At 69.1% G+C, this 14,966-nt stretch carries 14 protein-coding genes; 5 read left to right on the top strand and 9 right to left on the bottom strand.

Going from position 1 to position 14,966, the window contains the following annotated elements:
• Positions 1–6: 6 nt before the first annotated feature.
• Genes G6N14_RS08555 through secG form a run of 3 tightly spaced genes read left to right on the top strand, consistent with a single transcriptional unit; the run spans position 7 to position 2,313 of the window.
• Entirely contained in the window at positions 7–1,254 is a 1,248-nt protein-coding gene (locus G6N14_RS08555; RefSeq protein WP_085134586.1) for a phosphoglycerate kinase, read from the top strand.
• On the top strand, positions 1,251–2,036 hold the full coding sequence (tpiA, locus tag G6N14_RS08550; RefSeq protein WP_085134587.1) for a triose-phosphate isomerase: 786 nt from the start codon (positions 1,251–1,253) through the stop codon (positions 2,034–2,036). Before G6N14_RS08555 ends, tpiA begins: the two co-directional genes overlap by 4 nt.
• Before the next feature lie 43 nt (positions 2,037–2,079).
• Entirely contained in the window at positions 2,080–2,313 is a 234-nt protein-coding gene (secG, locus tag G6N14_RS08545; RefSeq protein ID WP_085134588.1) for a preprotein translocase subunit SecG, read from the top strand.
• A 34-nt stretch (positions 2,314–2,347) separates the two neighbouring features.
• Here the strand turns inward: secG and G6N14_RS08540 are convergent, their stop codons facing one another.
• The 8 genes from G6N14_RS08540 to tkt form a co-directional block, all read right to left on the bottom strand.
• Positions 2,348–3,466, bottom strand: coding sequence for an oxygenase MpaB family protein (locus tag G6N14_RS08540; protein WP_085134589.1), 1,119 nt, complete (start codon positions 3,464–3,466; stop codon positions 2,348–2,350).
• Between the two features lie 24 nt (positions 3,467–3,490).
• Positions 3,491–4,117, bottom strand: a complete 627-nt coding sequence (locus G6N14_RS08535) for a TetR/AcrR family transcriptional regulator (RefSeq protein WP_234808825.1) — start codon at positions 4,115–4,117, stop codon at positions 3,491–3,493.
• Positions 4,118–4,217: 100 nt separating this feature from the next.
• Entirely contained in the window at positions 4,218–4,613 is a 396-nt protein-coding gene (locus G6N14_RS08530) for an ATPase (protein WP_085134591.1), read from the bottom strand.
• A 77-nt stretch (positions 4,614–4,690) separates the two neighbouring features.
• Complete coding sequence (gene pgl / locus G6N14_RS08525) at positions 4,691–5,437, bottom strand: 6-phosphogluconolactonase (protein WP_085134592.1); 747 nt, start codon at positions 5,435–5,437, stop codon at positions 4,691–4,693.
• A complete protein-coding gene (gene opcA / locus G6N14_RS08520; RefSeq protein WP_085134645.1) occupies positions 5,434–6,345 on the bottom strand; it encodes a glucose-6-phosphate dehydrogenase assembly protein OpcA in 912 nt (303 codons plus the stop codon). Before opcA ends, pgl begins: the two co-directional genes overlap by 4 nt.
• The gene (zwf, locus tag G6N14_RS08515; protein WP_085134593.1) at positions 6,342–7,898 is read right to left on the bottom strand and encodes a glucose-6-phosphate dehydrogenase; all 1,557 of its coding nucleotides are present in this window, start codon (positions 7,896–7,898) and stop codon (positions 6,342–6,344) included. Before zwf ends, opcA begins: the two co-directional genes overlap by 4 nt.
• 4 nt (positions 7,899–7,902) lie before the next feature.
• On the bottom strand, positions 7,903–9,015 hold the full coding sequence (gene tal / locus G6N14_RS08510; protein ID WP_085134594.1) for a transaldolase: 1,113 nt from the start codon (positions 9,013–9,015) through the stop codon (positions 7,903–7,905).
• Between the two features lie 42 nt (positions 9,016–9,057).
• A complete protein-coding gene (tkt, locus tag G6N14_RS08505) occupies positions 9,058–11,154 on the bottom strand; it encodes a transketolase (RefSeq protein ID WP_085134595.1) in 2,097 nt (698 codons plus the stop codon).
• A 207-nt stretch (positions 11,155–11,361) separates the two neighbouring features.
• Between tkt and G6N14_RS08500 the strand changes: the two genes are divergently transcribed.
• A complete protein-coding gene (locus G6N14_RS08500; protein WP_085134596.1) occupies positions 11,362–12,285 on the top strand; it encodes a heme o synthase in 924 nt (307 codons plus the stop codon).
• A gap of 83 nt (positions 12,286–12,368) precedes the next feature.
• Positions 12,369–13,979, top strand: a complete 1,611-nt coding sequence (locus tag G6N14_RS08495; protein ID WP_085134597.1) for a PPE domain-containing protein — start codon at positions 12,369–12,371, stop codon at positions 13,977–13,979.
• On the opposite strand, the gene G6N14_RS08490 is transcribed toward G6N14_RS08495, so the two are convergent.
• The gene (locus G6N14_RS08490) at positions 13,976–14,959 is read right to left on the bottom strand and encodes a quinone oxidoreductase family protein (RefSeq protein WP_085134646.1); all 984 of its coding nucleotides are present in this window, start codon (positions 14,957–14,959) and stop codon (positions 13,976–13,978) included. The genes G6N14_RS08495 and G6N14_RS08490 overlap by 4 nt on opposite strands.
• Positions 14,960–14,966: the final 7 nt, after the last annotated feature.

Below are 14,966 nucleotides of genomic sequence, written 5' to 3'. Positions count from 1 at the left end.
GCGATCGTGGCCGTCAAGTCAGTCGAAGACCTGATCGCCGAGGGTGTTTCGGGTCGGGGCGTGCTGGTGCGCTCCGACCTGAACGTCCCGCTCGACGACGGAAAGATCACCGACCTGGGCCGGATCACCGCATCGGTGCCCACGCTGCGTGCCTTGGTAGGCGCCGGCGCCAAGGTCGTGGTGACCGCGCACCTGGGGCGGCCCAAAGGCGGGCCGGACCCCAAGTTGTCGCTGGCGCCGGTCGCGGCCGCGCTCAGCGAGCAGTTGGGCCGGCACGTTCAGCTGGCCGGTGACGTGGTCGGCACCGATGCCCTGGCCCGCGCCGAAGGTCTGACCGAAGGCGACGTGCTGCTGCTGGAGAACATCCGCTTCGATCCGCGCGAGACCAGCAAGGACGACGGCGAGCGGCTGGCTCTGGCCCGGGAACTGGCCGAGCTGGTCGCCGCGCCGGACGGCTCGCCGGGGGCCTTTGTCTCCGACGGGTTCGGCGTGGTGCACCGCAAGCAGGCCTCGGTCTACGACATCGCCACGCTGCTGCCGGCCTACGCGGGGACGCTGGTCGCCGCGGAGATCCAGGTGTTGCAGCAGCTGACCGAGTCGACCGAGCGGCCCTATGCCGTGGTGCTGGGCGGATCGAAGGTCTCCGACAAGCTGGGCGTGATCAAGTCGCTGGCGACCAAAGCCGACTCCATCGTGATCGGCGGCGGCATGTGTTTCACCTTCCTGGCGGCACAGGGGCAACAGGTCGGCACCTCGTTGCTGGAGGCCGACATGGTGGACACCTGCCGGCAACTGCTCGACGACTACGCCGACGTGCTGCGGTTGCCGGTGGACATCGTCGTCGCCGACAAGTTCGACGCAGCCGCCACCGGCGAGGTGGTGGCCGCGGACGCCATCCCGGACGGCAAGATGGGCCTGGACATCGGTCCGGGTTCGGTGGAGCGGTTCGCCGCCCTGCTGGGCAACGCCAAGACCGTCTTCTGGAACGGGCCGATGGGCGTGTTCGAGTTCCCGGCGTTCGAGGCCGGCACCAGGGGAGTGGCCGAAGCGATCGCAAACGCCACAGCCAAAGGCGCCTTCAGCGTTGTCGGCGGCGGTGACTCCGCCGCGGCGGTACGGGCGCTGGGCCTGCCGGAGGACGGTTTCTCCCACATCTCCACCGGCGGCGGCGCGTCCCTGGAATACCTTGAGGGCAAACCACTGCCAGGTCTGCAGGTCCTGGAGACCGGATTCGCAACCGGAGGGTCGCAATGAGTCGTAAGCCGCTGATCGCCGGCAACTGGAAGATGAACCTCAATCACTTCGAGGCCATCGCCCTGGTGCAGAAGGTGGCTTTCGCGCTGCCGGACAAGTACTTCGACAAGGTCGACGTCACGGTGCTGCCGCCGTTCACCGATCTGCGCAGCGTTCAGACCCTGGTCGACGGGGACAAGCTTCGGCTGACCTTCGGTGCCCAGGATCTCTCCCAGCACGATTCGGGCGCCTACACCGGTGAGGTCAGCGGTGCGTTCCTGGCCAAGCTGGGTTGCACCTTCGTGGTCGTCGGGCACTCCGAGCGACGCAGCTACCACGGCGAGGACGACGCACTGGTCGCCGCGAAGGCGGCCGCCGCCCTCAAGCACGGCCTCACCCCGATCATCTGCATCGGCGAGCACCTGGAGATCCGGGAGGCCGGTAACCACGTCGAATACTGTCTGGAGCAGTTGCGGGGTTCGCTGGCCGGGTTGAGCGCCGAGCAGATCGGTGCCAGCGTCATCGCCTACGAACCGGTGTGGGCGATCGGCACGGGCCGGGTGGCCGGCGCCGCCGACGCGCAGGAGGTGTGCGCGGCGGTGCGCGCGGAACTGGGCAAGCTCGCCTCACCCAAGGCCGCCGACACCGTCCGGGTGCTCTACGGCGGCTCGGTCAACGCCAAGAACATCGGCGAACTCATCGGCCAGCCCGATGTGGACGGCGGTCTGGTAGGCGGTGCCTCGCTGGACGGTGAGCAGTTCGCGATGCTGGCGGCGCTGGCTGCCGGCGGGCCGCTGCCGTGACCCAGACGCCGGGGAAGCGCCGGCCGAACGGTAGGGTGACGGCATGATCTTGACGCTGCAGATTCTCTTGGTGATCACCAGCCTGCTGGTGATTCTGCTGGTGCTGCTGCACCGCGCCAAGGGCGGCGGCCTGTCGACTCTGTTCGGCGGCGGCGTGCAGTCCAGCCTGTCGGGCTCGACCGTGGTCGAGAAAAACCTGGACAGGCTGACCTACTTCGTCATCGCGATCTGGCTGACCTCCATCGTCGCGGTGGGCCTGCTGATCAAATACGCCTGACCCTGCCCCCAGCCGACTCCTGCCCCCAGCCGGCCTAAGCCGGCTGGGGCTGGCTGCCGCCCGAAGGCGGCACCGGCAGCGGGGCAGAAGGCCGGTGCATGACGATGTCCTGGCCGGATCTGAACTGCTCGTAGAGCGCTTTGGGCGTCGCGATGCCGTGGCGGGCGAACGCCTGCGCCGGGGTGACGGTCTGTGCGGTGACCGGCGGGATGCCGAGCAGCGCCGGTGCGGCGATCGGCACGGTCGACGGGCTCAGGAAGCGCAGCGCGAGCATGGCGACCTTGGGCCGGGCCATCACCGCCATGGCGCCCCGCAGAATCGGCCGGATCAACCAGTCGGTCACGGCGCTTTGATGGGTGTTGGCCAGGTCGCGCTGCCACCGGGGAAGCATCCGGATGACGCCGGCGCGCAACACAATGCGAGCGGGCCACTTCACCGGGGTGAGCAGCCGGGGCAGTTCGGGCAGGAACACCTCGGCGTTCATCAGGTGCTGCATCGCGTGTTGAGTCGCCTCGCTGGCGGCCAGCCGGGGCCGCATTCGCCGGAAGTAGTCCCGAACCTCCTCGCGGGTGCGCGGCACCGCAGCCGGGTCGATGGTCTGGAATTCCGCGGCTTTGGCGCAGTCGGCCCAGTAGCTGCGCTCATCGGCTTCGGAGAGCTTGCCCGGCCCGTAGGTCTCGTAGGCGTAGAGCACCGAATGCCAGCCGGTCACCAGAATCCACAGTTGCTGGTCGGGATTGTTGGGGTCTGACCACACCCCCGACACCGGCTCCACGCAGCCGGCGTGCGCGTGCACCTTCGTCAGCGTCTCGGCCGCCTTGGCCGCTGAAAGTGAATCGCCGATGGCGATCGTGGCGAAGTATGCGATGGTGCGCTCCAGGCGGACACGGGGCTGGTTGTAGATCCGGCCGGTGGCGTTGACGGTCGCCGTCAAGAACGGGTCCAGCTCTTCGATCACCACTGCTCGGCTGATCGCGACGGTGGGAGTGGTCGGGTACGTCCATACCCGCCACGACACCGAATCCGGCCCGAACACCCCGTAGTCGAGCAGCGGCTGGTAGTCGCGCCGGCGGACCCGGGTGATCACCGAGCGCAATGAGCCGCCGGTGGTCTCGGTCCGCGCCGGTACCTGCGTGGTGCGGTGTTGTTTCATTGGTTTCCCCCTATCGGTGCGGCTTCATGCCGCGCGGAATGCGCTGCACATGATTCGTCCGTAAAAGATGCCGAGATCGTCGGCGGTCCAGTCGCTTTGGCCGTCCAACAAGGAGCGCGACGCGGCCTCACCGGCCGACATGAACAGTTCGATGAGAACGGGCAGCTTGCGATCGAGGTCGGCGGTCTGCCACCACGTGCGCAGCGCCGGCGCGATCCAGCGGGTGGCGCTGGCCGCGACGGCCTGGCGCGCCTCTGCGACCACGTCGGCCACCGAGGGATCTGGGCTGACCGCGAAGATCAGCCGCCAGGTGTCGGGATGCTCGTCGACCATGTGCAACAGGTGCTGGTAGCCGGTGATGAAGGCAGCCTCGGGATCATCGCCCCGGGCGGTGTGCAGTGCGTCGAGCAGTCGGGCCACCATGGTGTTGCGCTCGCGCTCGACCAGCGCCTTGATCAGGGCGACCCGGTCTGGGAAGCAGGAATACACCACCGGGCGGGTGACGCCCAGGCGCTCGGCGACGGCGCCGATGGTCACCGCGGTGGTACCAGAGGCGGCCGCGATGGCCAGCGCTGCATCCAGTACCAGGGGCCGGCGGCGTTCCGGGCCCAGATGCGCGGCGCGCTCCCGGTGGTTGGCCGCGACAGTCACTACATCAATGTAGCAAAATCCTTCACCATTGTAGAAAAGTTGCTCACGGGTGAGCCTGGCGCGGCGGCCGGCAATGCCTCCGCGGTGAGCCCGTGGCCGCTCAGCGCATCCGGTTGCGCATGGCGTTGAGCATCCCGCGCAGCGCATTCTCCGTCATCGACAGCGGTGACATGGCGGTCTCGCCGACGGCTACCAGGTAGTCGATCCGGTTGACGATGGCTTCCACCGGCTCGATCAGGGTGACCAGCCGGCGGGCCAGGTCATCCAGGCTGGCCATAGTCGACTCAAGATGGTCCAGGCCGCTGCCCAGGCGTTCGATCGTGGCGTTGAGACTGGCCAGGGAACTGTTGAGCTCGTTCATGGTGCCGCCCAGTCCACCGAGCACATCTTCAAGCTGGCCGACGGTCACATCGGCGTTCAGCGCCGCCTGAGCCAAGGTCTTGAGCCGCTTGCGTTCGGTGCCGTTTCCCGGGGTTCTGTCTGCCATAGCGCTCATTATGACCGCCGACGGGCGCGGCTTGTGGCGATCGCCGGATGCGTCGCAACCCGGCCGAGCAGAAAGCCGGCCGCGGGCTAGGAAGGCTGCCCGGACAGCAGCGAAGCGGCCGCCTCGTCGAGCAGCCACACCGTCTGCTCACGGCCGATCGCACCGGCGGCGGGAATCTCCACCGGGTCCGCGCCGCCCATCGCGGCCGCCACCGCCTCGGCCTTGGACTCCCCGGCAACCACCAACCACACCTCCCGCGAGCGCCGGATCGCCGGCAGGGTCAGCGTGATTCGGCGCGGCGGCGGCTTGGGCGAATCGCTCACCCCCACCACCATGCGCGTGGTCTCCCGGACGGCAGCGGTGTCGGGGAACAGCGAGTTGACGTGGCCCTCAGCACCCATACCCAGCAGGTGCACGTCGAACTCCGGCGCGGGTTGGCCCGCATCGGCCTGGGCCGCCAGCACCTCCTGGTAGGCCTGCGCGGCGGCCTCGAGGTCGTCGCCGTACGCGCCGTCGCTGGCCGGCATCGCGTGCACGTTCTCCGCCGGGATCTCGATCCGGCCCAACAGCGCCTCGCGCGCCTGCTTGTCGTTGCGATCGGCGTCGTGCGCCGCAACGAAGCGATCGTCACCGAAGAACAGGTGCACGCGTGCCCAGTCGATCCGTGCGGCATGCTCGCCCAGGCGGCGCAGCAGCGCGATGCCGTTGCCGCCGCCGGTCAGCACGACCAGTGCCCGGCCCCGGGCGGCGATGGCCGCCTCCACCGCGTCGGCCAGGCGGTCGCCGGCGGCGGCGACCAGCGCATCGGCGTCGGGGTAGGTCGCAACGATCACAGGTACTCCACTTCCTCAAGGCCCGTCAGGGCGGCTCCGTAAACACCGTCGGGGTCCAACCGGCGCAGATCCTCGGCGAGGCATTCCGCGGTCACCCGGCGCGGCAGCGGGACCAGGGCCTCGGGCCTGCCGGTGCGGCTCAAGGTCGCGATCACGCCCTCTTGCGGACGGCTCAGCGACACGATCTCGCTGTCACGCATCAACTCGATCCGCAAAGCGCCGACGACACGTCGTACCGGCCCGTCGATGCGACTGGCCAACCAGCCGGCCAGGATGTCCAGGGCCGGTTCGGTCGCCAGTCCGGAGACCACCGCCGAGCGGATCGGCTCGTACGGCGGCTGATCCAGGGCCGAGGCAAGTAGCGCGCGCCAATAGGTGATCCGGCTCCACGACAGGTCGGTGTCTCCGGCGGTGTAGCCGTCTCGGCGGCTTCGGATCGCGGCCCGGGGGTCGGAGGCGTTGGTGGCGTCGGTGATCCGCCGCAACGCCAAGGCGCCCAGCGGATCGGCGGCCGGTGCCGCCGGGGCGACGTCGGGCCACCACGCGACCACCGGGATGTCGGGGAGCAGGAACGGCGTGACGACGGCGTCGGCGTGTCCGGCCAGCGGGCCGTACAGCCTCAGCACCACCACCTCGCCGCCGCCGGCCTCACCGAGCATCCGCAGCTCGGCGTCCAGGCGAGCCGAGCCGGAGTCGGCTTCTCCGGTGATCACCACGATCACCCGGCTGGGGTGCTCCTGGCTGGCGATGTAGGCCGCGGCGATGGACTCGTCGAGCAGCGCGTCGTTGCCCAGGGCGATGATCAGGGTCAGGACCCGGCCCGTGGTAGCCGCGCCGACCTGCTCGCGCAGCTCGTCGAGCCTTTTGTTGATGGCGTTGGTCGAGGTGTCTGGCAGCTCGACAATCATGGGCGCCGCCATTCCCGGCCGGAACGCCTGAGCATCTCGAACGCCCCCTTGGGCCCCCAGCTGCCAGCCGGATACGGTTCGGGCTTGCCGTCTTCGGCCCAATTCTCGAGCACCGGATCGAGTATCTCCCAAGATAATTCGACCTCGGCATTGACGGGGAACAGGGACGGCTCGCCCAGCAACACATCCAGGATCAGGCGCTCGTAGGCCTCCGGCGAATCTTCGGAGAACGTCGATCCGTAGGAGAAGTCCATGTTGACGTCGCGGACTTCCATCAGATGGCCGGGGACCTTGGAACCGAACCGCATGGTGATTCCCTCGTCGGGCTGCACCCTGATCACCACGGCGTTGGTACCCAGTTCGTCAGTCATCGTGTCGTCGAACGGCAGATGCGGCGCACGCTTGAACACCAGCGCGATCTCGGTGACCCGCCGGCCCAGGCGCTTGCCGGTCCGCAGGTAGAACGGGACGCCGGCCCAGCGTCGGGTGTCGACCTCCAGGGTGATCGCCGCAAAGGTCTCGGTCCGTGAATCGTGGGCGAACCCGTCTTCGTCGAGCAGGCCCACCACGTGCTCGCCGCCCTGCCAGCCGGCGGCGTACTGGCCGCGGCACGTGGTCTCGTCCAGCGGCTGCGCCAGCCGCACGGCCGAGAGCACCTTGATCTTCTCGGCCTGCAATTCAGCGGGGGAGAAGCTCACCGGCTCCTCCATCGCCGTGAGCGCCAGCAGTTGCAGCAGGTGGTTCTGGATCACGTCGCGGGCCGCGCCGATGCCGTCGTAGTAGCCGGCGCGTCCGCCCAGGCCGATGTCTTCGGCCATGGTGATCTGCACGTGATCGACGTAGTGGGCGTTCCAGATCGGGTCGAACAGCTGGTTGGCGAAGCGCAGCGCCAGGATGTTCTGCACCGTCTCCTTGCCCAGGTAGTGGTCGATCCGGAACACCGACTCCTCCGGGAACACGCTGTTGACCACCGCGTTGAGTTCGCGCGCGCTGGCCAAGTCGTGACCGAACGGCTTCTCGATCACCACCCGGCTCCAGCGGCCGTCCCGCGGGCGGGCCAGCCCGGTGGAGTGCAGCTTTTCGCACACCAGCGGAAAGGCTGCCGGCGGGACCGACAGGTAGAAGGCGTGATTGCCCGCGGTGCCACGTTCGGCATCGAGGGCTTCCAGGGTCTGAGCCAGCCGCGCGAATGCCTCGTCGTCATCGAACGTGCCTGTCACGAAACGGAATCCCGCTGCCAGGTGATCCCACACCACCTGACGGAAGGGGGTGCGGGCGTGCTGCTTGACGGCCTGGTAGACCACCTCGGCGAAATCCTCGTCGGCCCAGTCCCGGCGGGCGAAGCCCACCAGCGCGAAGGCCGGCGGCAGCAGCCCCCGGTTGGCCAGGTCGTAAATGGCCGGCATGAGCTTGCGGCGGGCCAGGTCGCCGGTGACGCCGAAAATCACCACGCCGCACGGGCCGGCGATACGCGGCAGGCGTTTGTCTCGCTTGTCCCGCAGGGGGTTCTGCCACCCCGCGGGGTCTTTGCGCCCTGCCCCGCCCCCGGCCATCAGATCACTTGGCCTCGTTCAGCTGCCCTGCGGTGGCGGCCAACAGTTCGGCCCAGGACGCCTCGAACTTCTCGACGCCCTCGGACTCCAGCACCTCGAAAACGTCGGGCAGGTCGATGCCCACCGCCGAGAGCTGCTCGAAGACCTGCTGGGAGGCCGTCGCAGTTCCGGAGACGGTGTCGCCGGAGATCACGCCGTGGTCGGCCACCGCCTCCAGCGTCGGTTCCGGCATGGTGTTGACGGTGTGGGGCGCAACCAGCTCGGTGACGTAGAGGGTGTCCGGGTAGTCCGGGTTCTTGACCCCGGTCGAGGCCCACAGAGGCCGCTGGACGCGTGCGCCCCGGGCCGCCAGCGCGGCGAAACGCTCGCCGCCGAACACCTCTTCGTAGGCGGCGTAGGCCAGCCGCGCGTTGGCCAGGCCCGCCTTGCCGCGCAGTGTCAGCGCCGCAGCCGAACCGATGTTCTCCAACCGGGTGTCGATCTCGGAGTCCACCCGCGACACGAAGAACGACGCCACGGAGTGCACGGTGGCCAGGTCGTGCCCGGCAGCCGCGGCGGCCTCCAGACCGGCGAGGTAGGCGTCCATCACTTCGCGGTGTCGCTCGACCGAGAAGATCAGGGTGACATTGACCGAGATCCCCTCGGCGAGCACTGCGGTGATGGCCGGCAGCCCCGCCCGGGTGGCGGGAATCTTGATGAACAGGTTGGGGCGGTCGACGATCTTCCACAGCTCGACCGCCTGGGCGACGGTCTTGTCGGTGTCATGGGCCAGCCGGGGATCGACCTCGATCGAGACCCGCCCGTCCACGCCGTCGGAGGCCTTCCATGCCGCGGACAGCACATCGCAGGCGTTGCGGACGTCGTCGGTGGTGACGGTGCGGATCACCGCGTCCACGTCGGCGCCACGGGCGGCCAGTTCGGACAGTTGCCCGTCGTAGGCGTGCCCTTTCTCCAGCGCCTTCTGGAAGATGGTCGGGTTGGTGGTCACCCCGACCACGCTGCGGGTGGCGACCAGTTCGGCCAGGTTGCCCGAGTTCAGCCGGTCGCGGGACAGGTCGTCGAGCCACACCGATACGCCGGCGGCGCTCAGAGCGGCAAGCGTGGGATTCTGAGTCATGTTGCGCTCCTTCTCAATCGACCGCTGTGCGGGCGATCGACGTCAGTTTTCCAGGGTCCTCTCAGCGGCCGCGACCACGGCCTCCGCGGTCAGACCGAACTCGCGGAAAAGAGTCTGGTAATCGGCGGACTCGCCGTAGTGCTCGATCGACACGATCTCGCCGGTGTCGCCGACGATCTTGTGCCAGCACTGCGCGATTCCGGCCTCCACGGCCACGCGAGCCGAGACCGAGGGCGGCAGCACCGCGTCGCGGTAGTCGGCCGGCTGCGACTCGAACCATTCCAGACACGTCATCGACACCACGCGCGCGATGATGTCCTTGTCCGCCAACAGCTTCTGCGCCTCGACGGCCAGCTGCACCTCCGAGCCGGTGGCGATCAGCAGCACGTCGGGTTCGTCGGTTTCGGCGTCGAGACCGCCCAGCACGTACCCACCGCGCGCCACGCCCTCGGCGTCGGTGCCCTCCAGGATCGGCACGTTCTGCCGGGTCAGGATCAAACCGACCGGACCGCTGTCGGCGCCGCGCGCCAGCACGGTGCGCCAGGCGTAGGCCGTCTCGTTGGCGTCCGCGGGCCGCACCACCGACAGCCGGGGGATGGCGCGCAACGCCGCCAGGTGCTCGATCGGCTGGTGGGTGGGGCCGTCTTCGCCGAGCCCGATCGAGTCGTGGGTCCAGACGTAGATCGGGTCGATGTCCATCAGCGCGGCCAGTCGCACCGCGGGCCGCATGTAGTCGGAGAACTGCAGGAAGGTGCCGCCGTAGGCCCGGGTGGGCCCGTGCAGCACGATCCCGGACAGGATCGCGCCCATCGCGTGCTCACGGATACCAAAGTGCAGGGTGCGGCCGTACGGGTCGGCGGTGTATTCGCCGGTGGAGATCGACGCCGGCCCGAAGGACTTGACGCCGTCCATGGTGGTGTTGTTGCTGCCCGCCAGATCAGCTGATCCGCCCCACAATTCGGGAAGCTTGGGGCCCAGCGCGTTGAGCACCTTGCCGGATGCGGCGCGGGTGGCGACAGCCTTGGATCCCGGCTCCCAGGACGGCAGCTCGGCATCCCAGCCCTCGGGCAGCTGCCCGGCGAGCAACCGGTCCAGCAGGGCTTTGCGCTCCGGCTCGCGGGCCGCCCAGGCTTCGAACTGCTCCTGCCATTCGGCGTGTGCCTGCTTGCCGCGCCCCACCAGCTGGCGGGTGTGGGTGAGGACGTCCTCGCGGACGTCGAAGCTCTTGTCCGGGTCGAAGCCGAGCGCGGTCTTGGTGGCGGCGACCTCGTCGGCGCCCAGCGCCGAACCGTGGATGGTGCCGGTGTTCATCTTGCCCGGCGACGGGAAGCCGATGATGGTGCGCAGCGAGATGAACGACGGCTTGTCGGTGACGGCTTTGGCCGCCGCGATCGCCTCCTCGATGCCGGTCACGTTCTCGCCGCCCTCGACCTCCTGAACGTGCCAGCCGTAGGACCGGTACCGGGCCGCGGTGTCCTCGCAGAACGCGATCGCGGTGTCGTCTTCGATGGAGATCTTGTTGTGGTCGTAGAACACGATGAGGTTGCCCAGCTGCTGGACGCCGGCCAGCGACGAGGCCTCACTGGTGACGCCTTCCTGGACGTCGCCGTCGGAGGCGATCACGTAGACGAAATGGTCGAACGGACTCGTCCCGGGTTCGGCATCGGGGTCGAAGAGTCCGCGCTCATAGCGTGCGGCCATAGCCATCCCGACCGCTGAGGCCAGTCCCTGGCCGAGCGGTCCGGTGGTGATCTCCACCCCCTTGGTGTGCCGGAACTCCGGGTGGCCCGGGGTCTTGGACCCCCAGGTGCGCAGTGCCTCGATGTCGGCCAGTTCCAGCCCGAAGCCACCCAGGTACAGCTGGATGTAGAGGGTCAGGCTGGAGTGCCCGCAGGACAGCACGAACCGGTCGCGGCCCAGCCATGCGGTGTCGGCCGGGTCATGGCGCATCACCCGCTGAAACAGCGTGTAGGCCAGCGGCGCCAGGCTCATCGCGGTGCCCGGATGGCCGTTTCCGACCTTCTGCACCGCGTCGGCCGCCAGCACCCGGGCGGTGTCTACGGCGAGGGAGTCGATCTCGGCCCAGTCGCCGGGGTGGTGCGGGCGGGTAAGAGCGGAGATCTCTGCAGCAGTGGTCACGAACGTACGGTCCTCATCTTCGCGATAGGTCTTCAGAACAAGCCGGGCTTCGGTCTCAGCCTAATGCGAGCGTGTGCGGTATTGCAGGTCCGGTAGTGGTGTGGATTCGCAAGGAATCGACCCTGCGATTCGGACGACCTCGCCAGGCGGTCTACCATCGTCCGTAGTAGAAGCTGGCGTCGCAGCTGCCATCCTAGGAGTCATCACGTGAGTATTCGGGAGCGCGCTCAGCCGCGCCGAATACGCGCCATGCGCAACACGTTGTTGGCGTATCTGTCCCTGACCAAGCCGCGGATCATCGAGTTGCTGCTGGTCACGACTATTCCGGCGATGCTGCTGGCGGACCGCGGCGCGGTCAATCCGCTGCTGATCTTCAACACGCTGATCGGCGGGATGCTGGCCGCCGCCAGTGCCAATGCGCTGAACTGCGTCGTCGACGCCGACATCGACAAGGTGATGAAGCGCACGGCGCTCCGCCCGCTGGCTCGCGACGCCGTGCCCACCCGTAGCGCTCTGGTGTTCAGCCTGGCGCTCGGTGCCGGCTCGTTCGTGTGGCTGTGGTCTACCACGAACTTGATCTCAGGTCTGCTGGCGATGGCCACCATCGCGTTCTACGTGCTGGTCTACTCGATGATGCTCAAGCGGCGTACCTCGCAGAACGTGGTGTGGGGCGGAGCGGCCGGCTGCATGCCCGTGGTGATCGGCTGGTCGGCGGTCACCGGCACCATCGGCTGGCAGGCACTGGTGATGTTCCTGGTGATCTTCTTCTGGACGCCGCCGCACACCTGGGCGCTGGCGATGCGCTACAAGGAGGACTACGCGGCGGCGGGGGTGCCCATGCTGCCGGTGGTCGCCAGCGAGCACGTGGTCACCCACCGGATCGTGGTCTACACCTGGGCGACCGTGCTGGCGACGTTGGCACTGGTGCCCGCCGCCGGATGGCTCTACGCGGCGGTCGCGGTGCTGGCGGGGACCTGGTTCCTGGTGATGGCTCACCAGCTCTATGCGGGCGTGCGCCGGGGTGAACCGGTGAAGCCGCTGCGGCTGTTCCTGCAGTCGAACAATTACCTGGCGCTGGTCTTCTGCGCACTGGCGGTGGACTCCGCCATCGGTCTGCCCACCCTGTTCTAGGTTTCGCCGACCCGGCGCATCCCCGCGGTTTCTCCCCGGGAGTTCGGTGACCCGAAACTATAGATTCGCTACAGTGAATCCTTATGTTGGGCCCGGCGTGGATGGCGTCTCCTCCCGAGGTGCACTCGACGCTGCTCAGCGCGGGTCCCGGGCCCGGTCCGCTGCTCGCCGCCGCGGGCGCGTGGTCGTCGTTGAGTGCGCTCTACACGGCGACCGCCGAGGACCTGACCGCACTACTTGCAGCGGTGTCCGCGGGGCTGTGGCGCGGCGCCGCCGCTGAGCAGTACCAGGCGGCCCACCAGCCCTATCTTGTGTGGCTGTACCGCGCCGGCGCGGACGGCGCCCGGATGGCGGCCGCCCACCAGGAGGTGGCAGCGGCCTACACCGCCGCGCTGGCGGCGATGCCCACGCCGGCCGAGTTGGCGGCCAACCACGCCACCCATGCGGTGCTGGTGGCCACGAATTTCTTCGGGATCAACACCATTCCCATCGCCGCCAACGAGGCCGACTACTTCCGCATGTGGGTGCAGGCCGCCACCACCATGGCGACCTATCAGGTGGCTTCTGAGGCCTCGATGGCAGCGACCCACACCGTCACCCCGGCGGCCCCGATCCAGCGGCCGGCGGCGGCCTCGTCGGTGTGGCCGTCACAGCCGATCACCGAGAATCCGCTGCAGGGACTACTCGATTTCCTCGAGCCGCTGCTGAAGAGCCTGGGAATAGAGTCCGGCAGGCCAGGGCTCGATCCCATCTCCAATGCCGTGACGACCGCCGTGGCGGATTTCCTGCAGAACTTCGGGATCAATTGGGACCCAGCCGCCGGAGCGATCAACGGCCTGGACTACGAGCTCTACGCCGATGCCACCCAACCGATCTGGTACCTCGCGCGAACGCTGGAGCTGTACCAGGACTTCCTGATGATCACCCAGGACCCGACTCAGATCATCCCGGCGCTGCAGTATTTCGTGGCCCTGGTGTTGTTCGACTGGCCGACCCATATCGCTCAGCTGCTGCAGGCGGTAAGCCAGCCGGCGGCGATGGCCGCCGCGGCGGGTGCGATGGTGGCACCTGTCGGCGGCCTGTCCGGCCTGGCCGGGTTGGCGCAGCCGGTTGCCGTACCGGGTGCTGCTGCTGCTGCGGCCGGTCCGGTGAGCCCGGCGGCCGGCCCCCCGATGGTGACCGCCGGTGCCCCGGCGGTGGCGGCCGCACTGCCACCGGGAGGGGCGCCGCCCGCCGGGACTTCGGCCCCTGCGGCTCCGGCGCCCGCGGCGGCAACGCCGCCGGCCGCCCCGCCGGCGGGCCTCCCGCTGTACCCCTACCTGATCGGAGGCGGACCCCGCATCGACTACGGCTCGGGCATCGGAGCGCACGCCAAGGCGGCGGAGGGCGCCCAGAAAAAGCGCCCGACTTCAGAGACCAGCCCGGCCGTCGCAGCCGCGCAGGCGCGGACCAGGCGCCAGCGGCGACGCGTGACCCGCCCCGGCCACGGAAATGAAGCCATGGACCTGACGGTCGGGGTGACCCCGGACTGGGAGCCGGCCCCGGTGTCGGGTCGCGGCGCCGGCGAACTGGGCCGCGCCGGGGCCGCGGGCACCGGCCAGCCCCCGCCCACCGGTCTGACCCACCTGGCCGCAGCCGAGTTGGACGACGGCCCGCGGCTGCCCTTGCTGCCCGAGACCTGGGACGGCTCCTAGGCCTCGAGCACCAGGGAACCGACCGTGCGGCGGCCCTGCAGGTCCCGATGCGCCTGGGCGGCGTCGGCCAGCGGGTAGCGCCGGCTCACCGTCACCGCGATGGTGCCCTTGCGGATCGCCTCGAACAGCTCGCCGGCACGCCAGGTGAACTCGGCGGCGGTCCGGGTGAAGTGGGCCAGGTTGGGCCGCGTCAGGTAGACCGAACCCGCCGCATTGAGCCGCTGGGGGTCGACCGGCGGCACCGGACCGCTGGCGGCGCCGAACAGCGCCAGGGTGCCCCGCACGGCCAGGCTGGCCAAGCTGGCATCGAACGTCGCCGCACCCACCCCGTCGTAGACGGCCACCACGCCGCCATCGGTCAACGCCTTGACCTCGGCGCCGAACGCCGCCGCCTCCTCGGGACCCGCGCCCGGGTAGTCGAGAACCTCCACGGCACCGGCCTGCCGGGACAACCGTGCCTTGTCCGCACTCGAGACCGTGGTGATCACCCGGGCGCCCAGCGCGGTGGCCCACTGGGTCAGGATCAACCCCACACCACCGGCGCCGGCGTGCAGCAACACGGTGTCGCCGGGCTGCACCGGATACACCGACGTGATCAGATAGTGCGCCGTCAAGCCCTTCAGCAGCGCTGCGGCGGCCACCCCGGCGTCCAGGCCGTCGGGGATCGGTGCGGTCAAAGCCGCTGGCGCCGTACAGTATTGGGCGTAAGCTCCGGTGGCAGCCGCTGTCACCACGCGGTCGCCGACGCGCAGCGCGGTCACTCCCACGCCGACCTCGGCCACCGTGCCCGCGGCCTCATTGCCGACCACGAACGGCAGTTCGGCGGGGTAGATGCCCGAGCGGAAGTACGTGTCGATGAAGTTGACCCCCACGGCCTCGACCCGGATCAACACCTGTCCGGAGGCAGGGGAGGGCTGTGGCTTCTCGACATAGTTCAAGACCTCAGGGCCGCCGGTCGCGGCCACTTCCACGGCGTACATGGTGACT

The sequence above is a fragment of the Mycolicibacter hiberniae genome, from assembly GCF_010729485.1.
Taxonomy (GTDB): domain Bacteria; phylum Actinomycetota; class Actinomycetes; order Mycobacteriales; family Mycobacteriaceae; genus Mycobacterium; species Mycobacterium hiberniae.
Note: the sequence above shows the minus strand (reverse complement) of the source record. Positions and strands in the feature narration are given on the sequence as shown.